The following is a 16,594-nucleotide window of genomic DNA, read 5'->3' as shown; positions in this document are numbered from 1 at the left end:
CCAAGCGGGGCTGCCGCGAGGGCGCCCGGCTACTGAGCCCAATCTCCCCTCTCCTGCCGGGGGGGCGTGGGGCTGGGGGTGAGGGTGCCATGACTTCTCCCCGCCCCCCCGGCCCTGACGAGCGCTTCCGCCGCCAACTGGCCGACCTGTTGGACACCTGGGTGGAGCAGGGGCTCATCCAGCCGGCGCAGCGGGATCGCCTGCGCGAGCACTACCAACTGGACAGCTTGCCGCGAACAGCTGGCAGCCGCTTTGCCCTGTTGCTGCTGCTGTTGGGCGCCGTGCTGGTGGGCTTGGGGGTGATCTCCTTCGTGGCCGCCAACTGGGACGCCATTCCCCGCTCGGCCCGAGCCTTGGGATCCCTGGCCCTCATGGTGGGGCTGCAGGTGGCCGGCTTGCGGCTCTGGCAGCAGGGATCCCCGCGCTTAGGCAGCGCTTTGTTGATGGCCGGCGAGCTGTCTTTGGGGGCCGCCATTGGCCTGATGGCCCAGTGGGTTCAAATCGGGGGATCCCCGGCGGGCTTGTTCTTGGCCTGGGGGCTGGGCAGCCTGGCCATGGCCTACAGCTTGGTCCACACCCCCAGCGGCATCTTGGCCTGTCTCTTATTCGCCCTGGCTGGGATAACTACCCTGTGGGAGGAGGGGATCAGCTCGGTTCTGGATCCTCTCTACCCCTGGCTGGCCCTGGGCCTGTTGCTGCCTCTTGCCTATGGGTGCCGCTCCCGCTGGATCTTGGCTTTGGCGCTGGTGAACTTCGGCCTGGCGCTACAAAGGTTGGCAGAGCGCTGGGACAGCTGGACCCTCTGGCTGCTGCTTGGCCTTGCCGTCGTCTGGGGGCTGGGAGTCGGGCACCAACGCCATGGGCACTGGCTAAGCCGGATCTGGACCGGAGAAGAGGGCCAGGGTGGCGAGCAGGAGCAGGGCTTGGATCTGATCCCGACGGCGGAGGGGCTGGCTTTGCTGGGGTTGGGCTTCTTGCTCTACATTTGGAGCTTTCGTGACGCCTGGGACTGGGATCCCAAACCCCTGCCCTTGTTCCAAGCTGGGGATCCCTGGGCGGGCTTGTCGGCAGCAGGATTGCTGTTGCTGGCCGGTTGGAGCTGGTGGCAGGGCTGGCAGGCAAAGCGATCCCAGCCCGTTTCTGCTTGGCTGAAGGATGCTGCTGTTCTGATTTCTCTGGTTGCCTTGGCGCTTTTGCTGGGGATCCGCAGCGCCCTGCCTTTGAACCTAACCGCAAAGGTAGCCTTGGCCTTCTTTGCTCCCTGGATCGTGACCCTTTTGCTCGTGGGATTGTCGGTGGTGCTCTGCTGGGAAGGGCTGCAGCGGAGGCGGCGGAGCCGCTTCTGGCAGGGGCTATTGGGCCTGACCTTGGTGGTGCTGACCCGCTTTTTCGAGTACCAGACCAACCTGATGACCAAATCGGCGGTGCTGGTGGCCTGTGGGATCGGCGTGATCTGGCTGGGGCTGAAATTTGAGCGGCGGATTTTCTCCCGTCTCTAATTCTTGCCCTTCTAGGAAGCCAAGCCCCGCTACATGATCAAGCAAAGGAAAAAGCTGGAATTGAGCTGGAATTCACAAGAATTTACAAAGTTTAAGGAACCTGCTTGTATTCCCCAACGTCTTTGCTAGTAGATTCTCAGCTTTGGCTTGAGCTGAGAAGGAATTGGGCATCTCTATCAAGATTTGGAGAATACAAATGAAAGTAGGACTGCGTTTGGGCATTTTGGCTTTGCTACTTACGCCCCTTTGGGAGAGTGGTTCTCTTTCGGGTGTTGCCTTGGCTGAAGATCATCTTGGCTGAAGATCATCTTTTAGTGGCTCAGGCCCCGGAGCCAGCTAGGCGGCCTATGCCTTCTGTGCCTAGATCGATACCCTCCCCAGTTCCCATAGCTCCGGTAGGATCCTCAGAAACTGTAGATGAGCTATTCCGCCAGGTTCCTTTCCCCCCTTCGCCAAAACCTCTGCCTGGCCTTCCGTGCTCGAGACCCATGGTGTTGCGCTCAGTAACCCTCAGCGCTCCTCCGCCAAACCCTGCTTCCCCCCTGCAATCGGAGGTTCCACCCAAAGTTTGGGAAACTCTCCAGGGCCCTTTCGGGACAGTCAACTGGGGAGAGCCCCAAGCCGATAAACTCTTTGCTCATACCTTCCAATGGAGCCCCCCTTGTAAAACGGGCTGCCGGATGGGAGGCACCCTTACGTTTACCTATCGCAATAACTTGCAGGCAACAAGTAACACAACTCCTGATGCCGGGAACGACAAGTACTACCTATACAACGGCGGGACTTTAACTCAAGCGGGGTTTTTGTATACTTTCTCAAGTCCGCCTTCCCCAATTCCGCCTGGCCAAACCTTCACCAAAACTCTAACCCTCTCGCCGGCAGAGATTGCCAACAACCAAGTGACCTTAGTAGTTCAAGATGATACGGCGGTTTTGGGAGCTAAGCTAGAGCTTAGATACTGCTGCTGCGAATGCGAATTTCCCATTTGAGTGCAATTCACGTAGGGGGGACTTCATTGTTCCCCCTTTTCTTCAGCTGACCCTAGCTGAAGTTCTCAAAGCCTACTCAGAAAAAGTAGGAAAGCCTAACGGCGGGCCTGGGCAAAAATGGCTTGCAAAATCTCGTCGGCTCCCTGCTGCTTCAGCTTCTCCGCCAGGGCCACCCCAACCGCTTCCGGATCGGCGGTGGATCCCGTCTGGGTATCGCGGATGAGCCGTCGCCCCTCTAGGTCGGCCACCATGCCGGTCAGGTGCAGCTCTTCCCCCTGGACTTGGCTGTGGACGCCGATGGGCACTTGACACCCTCCTTCTAAAGCCCGCAGAAAAGCTCGCTCGGCCAAGCAGCGGGCTGTGGCCTCCGCATCGGCTAAGGGTCGGATGAGCTCCAGAATCCGCTCATCCCCCTGCCGGCACTCGATCCCCAGGGATCCCTGGCCAACCGCGTACAGAGACACACTGGGATCCAGCACCTCGTGGATCCGGTCGGTTTTGCCCAGCCGCTTTAGGCCGGCCACCGCCAAAATCAGGCCATCGTACTCCCCCCGCTCCAGCTTGGCCAGGCGCGTGTTAAGGTTGCCCCGCACGTCCTTAAACTGCAAGTGGGGAAAGGCGTGGCGCAGTTGGGCCAGTCGCCGTAGCGACGAAGTGCCAATCACCGTCCCTTCGGGCAGGGTGGCCAGTTGGTAGCCACGCAGCTCCTCCCGCAGCACCAGCGCGTCCAAAGGATCCTCCCTCTGCGTAATCGCCCCCAGGACCAGGCCTTCCGGCAAACGGGTGGGCAGATCCTTAAGGCTGTGCACCGCTAGATCGCTGCTGCCGTTGAGCAGGCTGACCTCCAGCTCCTTGGTAAACAGGCCCTTATCGCCAATTTTGGCCAGCGCCACATCCAGGATGATGTCTCCCTGGGTGGAAAGGGTGTGCAGCTCCAGCGGCAATCCTGGATGGTGGGCCTGCAACTGCTCCATCACCCAGTGGGTCTGGGCCAAGGCCAGCTCACTTTTGCGGGAGGCGATCCGCACCGGCTGGGCAGCCCCTGCCGAGGGTTGCCAGGGAGTTGAGGCCAGTTCGCTCATGGCTGCTGCAAAATCCGAGAACACCGTCTTTCACGCTAACTGACTTTGCGGCGCCGCACGGCAGCGGCCTTCAAGATCCTTAACCAAAACTGCCATTTCCCCCCGATCCAGACTTTACTACGGGGATCCCAGCCGGTAGGATAAGTAGACGGATTCTCCGCCGCGGCGGGGAGAGTTGTGGTCTGTCAAGCCTCCTTCTCCAAGGTTGCTAGAGGACAATTCTCTGTAAGCACAGGGCCCCCTGATTTGCTTGGTAGTCTGCCTGGATAGGTCTTATGGAAGAAAACAACGTCGGCAACGGCACTCAGTTACTGCTCAAGCGCACCATCCCTGTCAAGGTGGTGGTCACCCCCCTTTGGAAGAAAGAAATGCAGGAACAATTGGAGCGGCAGATCGAAGCCACCGATGCTCAGATGCAGCAACTGGAGTTTCAGGGCAAGCGGGCCATTGCCGAGCTGGAGAAGCAAAGCCCTAACCCCAACAGCCCCCAGGTGCTCCAACAGGTGGAAGCGGTGAAAAGCCGCGTGAACGAGCAAAAGATCAAGCTCTTGGATCAAAAAAACCAGTTGCTTCAGCAGATCAACCAACTGAACAACCTGGAGCTGAACCAAGAGGTGCTCCAGGGCAGCGTGGAGAGCTTCTTCCGCGTGCAAAAGGGAGACAACCTGATCCAGAAAATGCAGGTGGAGATCCTGCTGGAAGATGGGGTGATCAAGGAAATTCGCGGCAACCCATAAGCTCTTCATATCCTTTGGGAGGACAGGGATCCCTTGCTGTGGGGTAGCAGATCAAGACCTTTGGTCTTAACCCAAGTCGGTGGCAACACAATAGGTGACAATAATTAACGGCCTCTTAACAGCCGCTGGGCTCAAGCTTGGGACGGCTGGTGCGTACGGGCAAAGTTGTTACCTACGAGATGCTCGCCATGTCTGAGTTTGTCTGGTCAGAGCCTGCCCCCCTCGAGGACCTACATCTTCCCGATTGGTTGCTCACCTCGGCTCAGCGCCGCCGTCTCAAAGCTTTCCTGGTTCTGGCGACGGTGTGGGGGCTGGTCAGCCTGATGCACCAGGTAGCGGTAGCCCGCTGGTTTACCGTTGGCCTGGCCACCTTCATGGTCATCCACATCAACCGCCTGTTCCGGCTGCAACCGGCGGCTCTGCCGCCCCGCTTGAGGCTTTACCCTCCTGGAACAATGGCCTGGGATCCCGCCGCCGCCGAAACGGCCTCCCTGCCTTTGCCTGAGGTGGGCGGGGCTCAGCCCTTAGCGCTGGCGGGTTCTCCTCTGCCGCGAGTGGCGGTGTTGATCCCGGCCAAAAACGAAAGCGCAGTGCTGCCGCGGCTGCTGCACAGCCTCACCCAGTTGGATTACCCCAGCAGCCACCTGGAGCTGTGGGCCATTGACGATGCCAGCAGCGATGCTACCCCCGACATCTTGCAGGAAGCCCAAAAGCGGATCCCTCACCTGCGAGTTTACCGACGGCCACCAGGGCGAGGAGGCGGCAAGTCTGGCGCCCTCAACGAGGTGCTGCCCCTGACGCGGGGGGAGATTATCTTGGTCTGCGACGCCGACGCCATTGTGCCCCCGGATTTGCTGACTCGCACCCTGCCGCTGTTCGGCCAGACCCCCCGCCCCGGCAGACGGACAATCGGCGCCGTTCAGGTGCGCAAAGCCTTGAGCAACCCCAACGTCAACTTCTGGACCCTGGGCCAGGTGGCGGAGATGGCCTCCGATGCCTACTTGCAGCAGCAGCGGGTGGCCATCCGCGGGATTGGGGAGCTGCGAGGCAACGGCCAACTGGTGCGACGGGATGTCCTGGAAAAGTGCGGCGGCTGGAACGAGAACAGCCTCACCGACGACCTGGATCTTACTTTTAAGTTGCACCTGGCGGGGGTGGATATTGCCTTTTTGACGGAGCCGGCCATCGTCGAAGAGGGAGTCACCTCTTGGAAAAGCCTTTGGCACCAGCGTTGCCGCTGGGCGGAGGGGGGCTACCAGCGCTACCTCGACTACTGGCCAGGGATCCTCAGCCGCCGCCTGGGCATGGCCAAGACAGTCGATCTCTGGGCCTTTTTCATCTCTCAGTACCTGCTGCCGATGGCCTTAGTTCCCGATACCCTCTGGGTGCTGTTGACGGGCCACTCCTCGGTGCTGCTCCCCTTGAACGCCCTGGTCATGGGATCTGTGACGGTGGCCTTCTACCGCGGCCTGCGCCAGGTGGAGGGGCTGCGCGGGCGAAAACTCTGGTGGCGTACGGCTCTGGGCTTGGTGTACATGCTCCACTGGCTGCCGGTCATGATCGTGACCACGGCTCGTATGTGTGTGCAGCCCAAGCGGTTGCGGTGGGTAAAAACGGTGCACCATGGCCTCTAGTTCTGCTGTTGGGGATCCCCCAGATCCTGCTATCCTAATCAAACGCCAGCTCACCAAACTACCCAGCCCGACTATGGCCCGCCTCTACTACGACACTGACGCCAACCTGGATCTGCTGGACGGCAAGACCGTCGCCATCATCGGCTACGGCAGCCAGGGCCATGCCCACGCCCTCAACCTGCGCGACAGCGGTGTCAACGTCCTCGTCGGCCTCTACCCCGGCAGCCCCTCTTGGCCCAAAGCGGAGCGGGACGGGTTGACGGTCAAGACTGTAGTAGATGCTGCGGCTGCCGCCGACTGGGTGATGATCCTGCTACCGGACGAAGTGCAAAAGACCGTCTTCCAGAGCGAGATCCGCCCGCATCTAAAGCCGGGGAAGGTGCTCCTATTTGCCCACGGCTTCAACATCCACTTCGGGCAGATCCAGCCGCCCGCAGACGTGGATGTCATCATGGTCGCTCCCAAGGGCCCCGGTCACCTGGTGCGGCGCACCTACCAGGAAGGCCAGGGGGTGCCGTGTCTGTTTGCCGTCCATCAAGATGCCTCCGGGATCGCGCGGGAGCGGGCCATGGCCTATGCCAAGGCCATCGGCGGCACGCGGGCCGGCATTTTGGAGACCAGTTTCCGCGAGGAAACTGAAACAGATCTCTTCGGCGAGCAGGTGGTGCTCTGCGGCGGCCTCACGGCTTTGATCAAGGCGGGGTTTGAGACCCTGGTGGAAGCAGGCTACCAGCCGGAGCTGGCCTACTTCGAGTGTCTGCACGAGGTTAAGCTAATCGTGGATCTCATCGTCGAGGGGGGCCTGGAAAAGATGCGCCACAGCATCTCCAACACAGCAGAATACGGCGACTACACCCGTGGCCCCCGCATTATTACCGAGCAAACCCGCGCTGAAATGAAGCGGATCCTGTCAGAAATCCAAAGCGGCCAGTTTGCCCGCGAGTTTGTCTTGGAAAACCAGGCCGGCAAGCCCGGCTTTACGGCAATGCGCCGCCGCGAGGCGGAGCACCCCATCGAGAAGGTGGGCAAAGAGCTAAGGGCCATGTTTAGCTGGCTGAAGCAATAGCCAGAGGTCGTCTCACAGGCAAGTCTCGTGCTGGATCTGAAGCTGCTGCGGGATCGCCCAGAAGAGGTACGCCAAGCCCTGGACAAGCGCGGGGCCAGTGTCGACCTGGACGGCATTCTTCAGTTGGATCGGGAGCGCCGCCGCTTGGAGGCCCGACGCGGCTCTCTGCAGGCAGAAAGCAACAGCCTCGGCAAGAAGGTCGGCGAGCTCATCCGCCAGGGAGCGGATCCCCAGGGAGCGGAGGTGGCGGCCCTGCGGCAGCAGGGGGCAGATCTCAAGGCCGAGATCGCCCAACTGGAACAGCGGGAGCGGGAGCTGGAGGAGGAGGTGCGCGCCCGGTTGCTCACCTTGCCCAACTTGCCCTTGCCCAGCGTGCCGGTTGGGCAGGATGAGGCCGACAATGTGGAGGTGCGCCGCTGGGGCGATGAGCTAAAACCCACCCACCCCGTCCTTCCCCACGACGAGGTTGCCGAAAAGCTGGGCCTCCTGGAGGTTGGCCGTGCCGTCAAGGTAGCCCAGAGCCGTTTTGTGGCTATGGTAGGGGCAGGGGCGGCTCTGGAGCGGGCCTTGATCGCCATGATGCTGGAGCGCCACATTGCCGCTGGCTACACCGAGGTGATCCCTCCCTTTTTGGTCAACAGCGCTGCTCTGGAGGGGACAGGGCAACTGCCCAAGTTTGCCGCTGAGAGCTTCCGCTGTGCCGACGACGACCTCTGGCTGATCCCGACGGCGGAAGTGCCCCTCACCAACCTGTACCGGGAGGAGGTGATCCCAGCCGAGCGCCTGCCGCTCTATTTCTGTGCCTACACACCTTGCTTTCGCCGCGAGGCCGGCAGCTATGGCCGGGACACCAAGGGCCTGATCCGGCTGCACCAGTTTCAAAAGGTGGAACTGGTCAAAGTTACCCACCCCACCCAGTCGGAGGCAGAACACGAAAAGCTGGTGCAAGATGCCGAGGCCATTTTGCAGATGCTGGAGCTGCCCTACCGGGTAGTGGAGCTGTGTACCGGCGATCTAGGTTTTTCAGCAGCCCGCTGCTTCGATCTGGAGGTGTGGTTCCCCTCCCAAAACCGCTACCGCGAGATCTCCAGTTGCTCCAACTGCTGGGATTTCCAGGCCCGCCGCGCTAACCTGCGCTACAAAGAAGCAGGGCAAAAGGGCACCCACTTCGTCCACACCTTGAACGGCTCCGGCTTAGCGGTGGGACGGGCTCTGGCCGCCCTGTTGGAAAATCACCAGCAGCCGGACGGCTCGATTCGCATCCCCCAGGCGCTGCGTCCTTTCCTCAGCTCCCGCTTCCTCTCGGAAGACGGCGCTCTCCGGACTGCTCCCTGAGCCATTCTGCCGCGGTGCTCCAGCAAGCCATAGCTGTGGAGAGTATGAGAGTATGTCAATCTAGATAGGGATCCCTACCCTGCCAGGGTTTATGTTGCCCAAGCATCGTCCCAAGCAACTCTCACTAGGCCCTCTGGAATCCGAGATCCTCGATATCCTTTGGGAGCTGGGCAGTGCCAGCACCCGCCAAATCCACGAGCGCATCTTGGCCGATCCCGACCGAGAGTTGGCCTATGCCTCTGTAACTACCGTTTTGCGGCGCCTAAGCCAGAAGGGCTGGGTGAGCTGTGAACGTCGCACCGATGCAGAAGGGCGGAGTCTGCCGATGTTGTGGCGGCCCCGTCTTTCTCGCCAGGAAGCTGCCAGCCTCAGGGCCTTTGCCCAGTTGCAGCAGTTTTTGGCGGTGGGCGACCCAGACACCGTGGCAGCCTTTGCCGATAGCCTGGATCAGGCCAGCGTGTCCCAGTTGCAGGCGATTGCCGAGCGGTTGCGGGCGGCCCGCGAGGCCAGGAGGGATCCCCAATGAGCCACTTGGGCATGTTGCTGTTGGGTTTGGCCCTGAGTTGGCTGTGGCGGGCCCAGGTGCGGCTGGATCGAGCTGGTTCCTGGGCCCAGCGCTGGCAGTGGGCCTGGATCCACTTCTTGCTGCCGCCGCTGTTTTTGCTAATGACTGCCCTTGCTTTGGCTTGGATGGGGCCGTGGGGACAAATGGCCGGGGCAGGAGGCTGGTTCTGCTACGGCTGTGCTCTGCTGTTGCTGGCCGTGGCCGGCGGCGTGGCCTTGCACTGGATTTGGGAATACTGGCGCTCCTATCGACGTGCCCACCTGCAAGCTCTGGCCCAGGTGGATTTGCATGGCTCTCCGGCCTATGTGCTGGATTTGGAGATCCCTTTTGCTGCCCAAGTGGGGGTGTGGAATGCCCAGTTGGTGGTCAGCCGCGGCCTGCTGGAGCAGTTGGATGATGAGCACTTGCGGGCTGTAATCGCTCACGAAGAAGCCCATCGCCACTACCGCGACACCCTGTGGATGTTTGGGGTGGGCTGGCTGCGACGCCTCACCGGCTGGCTGCCCAACACCGAGGCCCTCTGGCAGGAATTGCTCACTCTGCGGGAACTGCGGGCGGATCGCTGGGCTGCCCAACGGGTGGATCCCTTGCTGTTGGGAGAGGCCCTGCTGCAGGTGGTGGGCTATGGCGTGGTGGAGCAACCGGCGGCGGCCTGGGTTGGCTTTGCAATGGCCGTGAGTTCAGACTCAGGGCAACGGCTGCAGGAGCGTATCGATGCCCTGCTGCAGCAGGCAGAGTCAGGGCCCGTCGATCCCCTACCCCATTCTTCTTCCATTCGGGGTTGGGCCTGGTTGGGGTTGTCCCTATTGCCTTTGCTGGCGATCCCGTTCCATACCTGAAGATTGACGGCGATTCCTCAACCAAATTGTCCTTGGGTTGGGGAAGCGAGCTTGAAAAAAAACCACCAGTTGACGCCCAAAGCCTGAGATCTGCTTTGCAAGCAGAATGGGATACTCTAGGTCAGGTTTTCTGGACTTCTAGGGACTTACAGCAGTGCAAACCAACTCTTCCCTTTCTGAGGCGACCGGGTCGGCGTGTGATCCCCTTACGCGGGCGCAGATCCTCATCGAGGCTTTACCCTACATTCAGCAGTACCAGGGCCGCGTTATTGTCATCAAATACGGCGGCGCAGCCATGGTGCACCAAGAGCGACGGGCCGAGGTGCTCCGAGACATCGTCTTTCTGGCCTGTGTGGGGATCCGCCCGGTGTTGGTGCATGGGGGGGGGCCGGAGATCAACAGTTGGCTACAAAAACTGGACATTCCCTTCAAGTTTGTGGATGGCTTGCGGGTTACCGATGCCGCCACCATGGAAGTAGTGGAGATGGTGTTGGTGGGCAAGGTTAATAAGCAGATCGTCCAGCTCATCAGCTTGGCCGGCGGATCGGCGGTGGGGCTGTGCGGGCGGGATGGCAACTTGATCAAAGCGCGATCCCAGGGCCGGGCAGAGATCGGCTTTGTTGGGGAAGTGAGCAGCATCAACCCCCAGTTGCTGCAAACCCTATTGGAAGGTGGACAGATTCCGGTGATCTCCAGCGTGGCTGCCGATGAGACAGGCCAAGCCTACAACATCAACGCCGATACGGTGGCGGGAGAACTGGCGGCTGCTCTGGGGGCAGAAAAGCTGATTTTGCTCACCGACACCCCTGGCATTCTCAAAGATCCTCAGGATCGCAGCTCTCTGATTACGTTGCTGGATATCGAGACGGCTCGCCAGTTGATCCAAGCCGGTGTCGTCAAGGGCGGCATGATCCCGAAGGTGCAGTGTTGCATTCGCGCCTTGGCACAAGGGGTACGGGCAGCCCACATTCTGGATGGGGGATCCCCTCACTCTCTGCTGCTGGAGATTTTGACCGATGCCGGGGTGGGCACCAAGCTTGTTCCTTCTCAGTTTTCCGCCCAGTTGGAAGGGCTGAACAACGGATCCCGCTAGGCTTCCTTGATGAAGCGCAGGATCTCCCGCACATGGCCGAGAAATTGGCTATCCACACTGAGCTGAGCCACAGCTTGGCGGGTCTCTTGGCGCAGTTGGCTGTGGTCTAGCTCGTTGCTGGCCCGCAACTGTTCCAGTTGGGCCTTGAGCGCGGCCAGCTCCTGCCGTAGGTAGCGCCGGGTTTCTTCCTCTTGTTGGGCCCAAGAACCGGGCTTGCCGGGATCCCATTGCTCCTGCAACTGCTCGACTTGGCGCTGCAACTGCTCTAGTCGTTCCGCCAGCTCGAGGGCATCTTCGCGAGGGATCTGGATTTGCCCTTGCAACTGGGCCAAGCGGTCGGCCAAATACTCGTAGCCGCGGATGGCCGGGCGCAGAGCCGTCAACAACAGGGCAGCCACAGCGCTGGGGTAGCCGAGGGGGGTCACCTGCCCAGCCGCCAGGCCGTAGAAAACCAGAGCCGACAGCCCATGCAGGGCAATGGCTATGCGCAACGACCAGCGGCTGAGCTTTTGCAGGAAGGCAAACGTCGAATCTTCCACCGGGATCCCTCGCTCCTGAGACACAACCGCCTCCTGCTGAACGGCCTTGGCCTGAAAGTAGAGGTTCCAGGGAAGGGTGACGATCACCACCAGCCACCAAAAGCTGGCGATCCCAATGGCCCAATCGGCCAGCTCCCCAATAGGTAGCCCAAAAGCCCGCAACAGGCCAAACAGGATCCCGCCGCCGATCAACAACAGCAGCCCCGCCACCCAAACTGGGAAAAAGATTTTCGAGTAAGACACGGAGTAAGAGGTTGAGTAAGACATTGCCGGTTTCTCCTCATCAAGCTGCCTACAGCCTGCCCGAACCGAGCGGCCAGAAGCTCCTGAAGCGGCCAGTTTTCCGTCCGTCCCAGAGCCATTAGGGGTGCAGCTATAGCCATTCCCAATGGCGAGGAAACCCTTGCGGATCCCAAACTCCCTCTCCCTCAGGGAGAGCGCTTAGAGTAGATCAGTGCTCTCTATGAGTTGTCTTTGTTGTTCTCGGGTGTAAGCCTGTGAGCCTTGCCGCCTCTCCCCCCGATACCGATTTAAGTAGGGATCCCCGCCCTCGGCGAGAAAGCGATTGGCGGCTGCTGCGGCTGCTCTGGCCCTATGCCCGTCGGCACCTCAGGCTGGTGTTGGCGGCCTTGGCCTTTCTGCCTCCCTTGGCGCTGGCGGATGCGGTGCAGCCCTTGATTCTGCAGCGGGCTCTGGATGGCCCCATTGCCCAGGCTCTGGAACAGGGTGAGGCCGGGATCCTCTCCGACCTTTGGCCCTATGTGGGGCTGTTGATCCTAACGGTACTGGTTCGCTGGCTCTTCCAAGCCCTGGAAGGGTATGTCAGCCAAAAGCTGGGGCAGTTGATGACCCGCGACATCCGCGACGATCTCTTCGCCCACATTCTGGCCTTGCCGGCTCAGTTTTTCGACCGCACCCCGGTGGGTAAGCTGATCACCCGCATCACCAGCGACGTGGAAGCCTTGGGGGATGTCTTTTCCACCGGTGCCGTCGGCATTGTCAGCGACCTGTTTACTCTGGGGGTGATCGCGGTGGTCATGCTCAGCCAACGCTGGGATCTGGGCTTGCTGCTAATCCTCATCGTCCTGCCCATCAGCGCTGTTGTCCTCGAGTTGCAGCGCCGCTTTCGGGATGCCAACTTTCGCGTGCGCGAAGAACTCTCCAAGCTGAACTCCTGGATCCAGGAGAACATTTTGGGCATTACCGTGGTGCAACTGTTTCGGCGGGAGCGGCTCAATAGCGAGATTTTTCAAACCATGAACCGCCGCTACATCCAGGAAGTGGATCAAACCATCCTCTATGATTCCGCCCTTTCTGCCGTTTTGGAGTGGGTGTCTTGGCTGGCCGTGGCGGCTTTGCTCTGGGTGGGCGGGCAGCAGGTGATGTCAGCCGGTAGGGGCTCAGTTGGAGGGGGATGGACGGGATCCCTGCCCCTGCCCGGGGAACCCCTCACCTTTGGCAGCCTCTACGCCTTTATTCTCTTTTCGCAACGGTTTTTCAACCCGCTGCGGCAGTTGGCGGAAAAGTTCACCGCCCTGCAGGCGGGGTTCACCGCCGTCGAGCGCATCGACGCCATCCTCAGCCTGCCGGTCGCCATCCGGGATCCCGCTCAGCCCCGCCACTTGCCCCCCAATGCCAGAGGAGAGGTGCAGTTCGAGCACGTCTGGTTTGCCTACAACCCCGGGGAGTGGGTGCTCAAAGACCTCACCTTCACCATCCGCCCCGGAGAAAAAGTGGCCCTGGTGGGGCCCACGGGAGCCGGAAAAAGCTCCATCATTCGCTTGCTCTGCCGTCTCTACGACGTAACCCAGGGATCTATTCGCATTGACGGCGTTGATATTCGGGATCTCCCCCAGGCTGAGCTGCACCGCCACATAGGGGTAATCCTGCAGGATGGATTTTTGTTTTCCGGGGATATCCAGCAAAACATCACCCTAGGAGAGAAGGCAGATCTAGCGGCAGTGGAGCAGGTCGCCCGCCAACTCAACCTGCATGACTTCCTCCGCAATTTGCCCCAAGGCTACGCCACCCCTGTGCGAGAGCGGGGCAGCAACCTCTCCAGCGGCCAGAAACAGCTTATCAGCTTTGTGCGGGCCATGTGGCGGGATCCCAAAATCTTGGTTTTGGACGAAGCCACCGCCAGCCTGGATGTGGGCACCGAAGCCCTCCTGCAATCCGCTCTGGACACCCTGCTGCGGGATCGCACCGCCCTGATCATCGCCCACCGCCTTTCCACCATCCGCAATGTGGATCGCATTTTGGTTCTGCAGCGGGGGGAACTCAAGGAGCAGGGATCCCATGCCGAGCTCATGGCCCTCAGCGGGCTCTATGCCAGCCTCTATCGGCTGCAAGATCTGGGCGGCTAGCAGGGTGCTTCTGCCCAACCGTCAGCGACTGGCGCCAAAGCGAGACCGAATTGCCTTTAGGGTGGTGAAGCTGGCATCCGCGAACGCGATGCGAGCCTTGCAGAGTAGCAGATTGCCGTTATCCACGGCAGTGTCTCTCAAGCTGGCCAAACCATCGCTGGCCTGCACCAGGGCACGGCGGCCCCAGCTGGAGAAATTTTTGCTGAGGGTGTTGATCAAGCGTTCCATAGGGATTGGACATTCCGCTCCTTGTCTTCCACCTAGCCTACTCCCCCAGCCGCAGGTATCCACAGAGGGCCATCAAGAAAATTGTTTGTTACAGATTGTTAAAAACTTGCCGTCAAGCCGGCAGACTGGCTATGATAGGCCCCAAGTTTGGCAAGCAATTCAAAGAAAGCGGTTAGCCATGAATCATCGGCCAGAGGTAGTGGAAGGCACAGAGTCCAAGCAGAAGGTGACCCTGTATCTCTCACCTGAGCTGCACCGGAATCTGAAGATTCGGGCTGCCGTGGAGCGGGAGCCGATGTCGGCAGTGGCAGAGAAGGCCATTACCTTCTATCTGCTTCACCCAGAGGTCATTGAAGGGGTACAAGGTAGCGCCTATCGTGTCCATCAATGTCCCAAGTGTAGTCACCCATTTGTTATCCGCGATGGAGAGGTGGTTTCCCTGCACCAGACATCGGCTGCCGAAGCCATCCTTGAAGAGGTGGAGCCAGAATACTGGGGATCGGCTGCTGGCTCGGAAGAGCAACGGCAGGATGCTCTGGTACCCTGCTAGAACGCTCCCAAGCGGGCCCCCTTCAGGAACTTGAGCTGATAGGAGCAGACAGCAACACAGAAGGCTTCTAAAATCCTCTCAAAATCCATCCAACAAGGGCGTACTCCCAAGTGCAATCCAATACCTAGGCAACTCGAACCCCATTTTTCAACCGTTCTGGCGGCTCCTGAAATTTCCCCTCTGCAGTTGGTGTTTCCCATGCAAGAGCTAAGCATCCTCATTCAAGCTCAATACCCACTGCTGTACCTGCTGACTCCAGAGGAGGAACGGGCAGAAGCGGCTCTGGCAGCAATTGCCCGCACCCTTAAGCCTCAGCGTCGCCTATTCATTTGGACAGTTACCCACGGCATCGTCGAATACGGCAACCCCCGCAGCCTCACCCAGCACAACACCCAATCCCCCCAGCCCGCCATCCAGTGGGTAATGGAGCAAAAGGATCCCGCCATCTGCGTCTTCAAAGACCTACAAGACTTCTTGGACAACACCGAGGTGAAGCGCTGGCTGCGGGATGCTATTGCCAGCCTGAAGGGATCCCACAAAACCATCCTGCTCATGTCGCCGGTGCAGGTGATCCCGGTCGAGCTGGAGAAAGACATTTGCGTAGTGGACTTCCCCCTGCCGGACATGGCCACATTGGAGCGCGCCCTCAACCGCCAGCTGGAGCAGATCCCGCGCTCCCTGCCTTTGGCTCCTGATACCCGCGAAAAGTTGCTCAAGGCGGCCCTGGGCCTAACGCAGGACGAGGCAGAAAAAGTCTACCGCAAGGCTGTGGTGATGCATGGTCGCCTCACCGAGGCAGAAGTAGACATCATCCTCTCTGAGAAGAAGCAACTGATCCGGCGCAACGGCATTCTCGAGTTTATCGAAGAGGACGAGACCATCGACGCCGTTGGCGGCCTCGAGGAGTTAAAGCGCTGGTTGCTGCAGCGTTCCGAGGCTTTTACCGAGCGAGCCCGCGCCTACGGGCTACCTGCCCCCAAGGGCTTGCTGATCCTGGGCGTGCCCGGCTGCGGCAAGTCCCTGATTGCCAAGACTACCGCTCGTCTCTGGGGCTTGCCCCTGCTGCGTCTGGACATGGGCCGCGTTTATGATGGCTCCATGGTGGGCAAATCGGAAGCAAATCTGCGTAGTGCCCTGCGGACTGCTGAATCTCTCGCCCCTGCCATCCTTTTCATCGACGAGCTGGACAAAGCCTTTGCCGGGTCAGCAGGCTCCAGCGATTCCGACGGGGGCACCTCTAGCCGCATCTTTGGCTCCTTCCTGACCTGGATGCAGGAGAAACGCTCGCCGGTTTTTGTCATGGCCACGGCCAACCGTGTGGATCGTCTGCCGGGTGAATTCCTGCGCAAGGGCCGTTTTGACGAGATTTTCTTCGTGGATCTCCCCAACATCAACGAGCGGATGGAGATTTTCGAGATCCACCTGAAGAAGCGGCGGCGCGACATCAGCCGCTTTGATCTGCGCCAGTTGGCCGCAGCCTGTGAAGGCTTCTCCGGCGCGGAGATCGAACAAGTTTTGATTGCTGCCATGTACGAAGCGTTTGCCCAGAACCGCGAATTTACCCAACTGGACATTTTGGCAGCAACGAAAGCAACTCAACCGCTATCTCGCACCATGACGGAGCAAGTGGTAGCGTTGAGGGAATGGGCCCAGCAGCGGGCTCGGCCTGCAGCGGCCTCTGTAGCCGAGTACCAGCGGCTGGAGTTCTAGGAGGAGGTGAGGATCCAAAGCTACCTTGACAGAAGCAGGGACGGCAGGGCCCAAACCTTCCCCAAAGAACAGTGCCCATTGTTTGTGTTGATGTTCCAACCCCTACACACAGGAGAGAAACACCATGTCTCATTTTAGCACCCTGCGTACCAAAATCACTGACGGTCAAGTCCTGATCAACTCTCTGCGCGATCTCGGCTACACCGTTAAGCTGAACGCCGACGTGCGTGGCTACAACGGCCAGCGTGTTCGCGCTGACATCGTGGCTCAGTTGGAAGGCGACTACGACCTGGGCTGGTCGAAGAATCCCGACGGTTCCTACGACCTGATCGCCGATCTGTGGGGCGTGGCCAAGAAGCACA

Annotated in this window: 15 protein-coding genes; 12 read left to right on the top strand and 3 right to left on the bottom strand. The window is 60.2% G+C overall.

Annotated elements, in window-relative coordinates:
* The first annotated feature begins 89 nt into the window (after positions 1 to 89).
* Positions 90 to 1,499, top strand: a complete 1,410-nt coding sequence (locus NW846_RS11525) for a DUF2157 domain-containing protein (RefSeq protein ID WP_414516076.1) — start codon at positions 90 to 92, stop codon at positions 1,497 to 1,499.
* A 1,084-nt stretch (positions 1,500 to 2,583) separates the two neighbouring features.
* Here NW846_RS11525 and hemC read toward each other — a convergent pair.
* Positions 2,584 to 3,570: a hydroxymethylbilane synthase gene (gene hemC, locus NW846_RS11520; RefSeq protein WP_414347051.1), complete on the bottom strand. Its 987-nt coding sequence runs from the start codon at positions 3,568 to 3,570 to the stop codon at positions 2,584 to 2,586.
* A gap of 275 nt (positions 3,571 to 3,845) precedes the next feature.
* Between hemC and NW846_RS11515 the strand changes: the two genes are divergently transcribed.
* From NW846_RS11515 to argB, 7 genes are all read left to right on the top strand, one after another.
* Positions 3,846 to 4,307, top strand: a complete 462-nt coding sequence (locus tag NW846_RS11515; RefSeq protein ID WP_011429159.1) for a YlqD family protein — start codon at positions 3,846 to 3,848, stop codon at positions 4,305 to 4,307.
* Between the two features lie 188 nt (positions 4,308 to 4,495).
* On the top strand, positions 4,496 to 5,941 hold the full coding sequence (locus NW846_RS11510; RefSeq protein WP_414516073.1) for a glycosyltransferase: 1,446 nt from the start codon (positions 4,496 to 4,498) through the stop codon (positions 5,939 to 5,941).
* A 73-nt stretch (positions 5,942 to 6,014) separates the two neighbouring features.
* Positions 6,015 to 7,007 (top strand): ketol-acid reductoisomerase, encoded by a 993-nt coding sequence (gene ilvC / locus NW846_RS11505; protein ID WP_414347053.1) that lies wholly within the window; start codon positions 6,015 to 6,017, stop codon positions 7,005 to 7,007.
* Between the two features lie 27 nt (positions 7,008 to 7,034).
* Positions 7,035 to 8,342 carry a serine--tRNA ligase gene (gene serS, locus NW846_RS11500; protein ID WP_414347049.1) on the top strand — a complete coding sequence of 436 codons (1,308 nt, stop codon included), beginning with the start codon at positions 7,035 to 7,037 and terminating at the stop codon, positions 8,340 to 8,342.
* A 91-nt stretch (positions 8,343 to 8,433) separates the two neighbouring features.
* Positions 8,434 to 8,868 (top strand): BlaI/MecI/CopY family transcriptional regulator, encoded by a 435-nt coding sequence (locus tag NW846_RS11495; RefSeq protein ID WP_011429163.1) that lies wholly within the window; start codon positions 8,434 to 8,436, stop codon positions 8,866 to 8,868.
* The gene (locus NW846_RS11490; protein ID WP_414516071.1) at positions 8,865 to 9,746 is read left to right on the top strand and encodes a M56 family metallopeptidase; all 882 of its coding nucleotides are present in this window, start codon (positions 8,865 to 8,867) and stop codon (positions 9,744 to 9,746) included. The genes NW846_RS11495 and NW846_RS11490 overlap by 4 nt, the downstream gene beginning before the upstream one ends.
* 154 nt (positions 9,747 to 9,900) lie before the next feature.
* Positions 9,901 to 10,839, top strand: coding sequence for an acetylglutamate kinase (gene argB, locus NW846_RS11485; RefSeq protein ID WP_414373667.1), 939 nt, complete (start codon positions 9,901 to 9,903; stop codon positions 10,837 to 10,839).
* On the opposite strand, the gene NW846_RS11480 is transcribed toward argB, so the two are convergent.
* Complete coding sequence (locus NW846_RS11480; protein WP_414516069.1) at positions 10,836 to 11,645, bottom strand: hypothetical protein; 810 nt, start codon at positions 11,643 to 11,645, stop codon at positions 10,836 to 10,838. The genes argB and NW846_RS11480 overlap by 4 nt on opposite strands.
* A gap of 230 nt (positions 11,646 to 11,875) precedes the next feature.
* Here NW846_RS11480 and NW846_RS11475 point away from each other — a divergent pair, with 230 nt between their 5' ends.
* Positions 11,876 to 13,744, top strand: coding sequence for an ABC transporter ATP-binding protein (locus NW846_RS11475; RefSeq protein ID WP_414516067.1), 1,869 nt, complete (start codon positions 11,876 to 11,878; stop codon positions 13,742 to 13,744).
* Positions 13,745 to 13,765: 21 nt separating this feature from the next.
* Here the strand turns inward: NW846_RS11475 and NW846_RS11470 are convergent, their stop codons facing one another.
* Positions 13,766 to 13,972: a hypothetical protein gene (locus NW846_RS11470; protein ID WP_041436551.1), complete on the bottom strand. Its 207-nt coding sequence runs from the start codon at positions 13,970 to 13,972 to the stop codon at positions 13,766 to 13,768.
* Positions 13,973 to 14,150: 178 nt separating this feature from the next.
* Here NW846_RS11470 and NW846_RS11465 point away from each other — a divergent pair, with 178 nt between their 5' ends.
* The 3 genes from NW846_RS11465 to NW846_RS11455 form a co-directional block, all read left to right on the top strand.
* On the top strand, positions 14,151 to 14,522 hold the full coding sequence (locus tag NW846_RS11465) for a hypothetical protein (RefSeq protein WP_041436554.1): 372 nt from the start codon (positions 14,151 to 14,153) through the stop codon (positions 14,520 to 14,522).
* Between the two features lie 198 nt (positions 14,523 to 14,720).
* On the top strand, positions 14,721 to 16,232 hold the full coding sequence (locus NW846_RS11460) for an AAA family ATPase (RefSeq protein ID WP_414516064.1): 1,512 nt from the start codon (positions 14,721 to 14,723) through the stop codon (positions 16,230 to 16,232).
* Positions 16,233 to 16,356: 124 nt separating this feature from the next.
* A partial coding sequence (locus NW846_RS11455) for a DUF1257 domain-containing protein (protein ID WP_414516062.1) occupies positions 16,357 to 16,594 on the top strand: 238 nt, incomplete at its 3' end.

The organism is Synechococcus sp. W60.3 (assembly GCF_047502615.1).
Lineage (GTDB): Bacteria > Cyanobacteriota > Cyanobacteriia > Thermostichales > Thermostichaceae > Thermostichus.
This window is presented reverse-complemented; position numbering and strand designations above follow the sequence as displayed.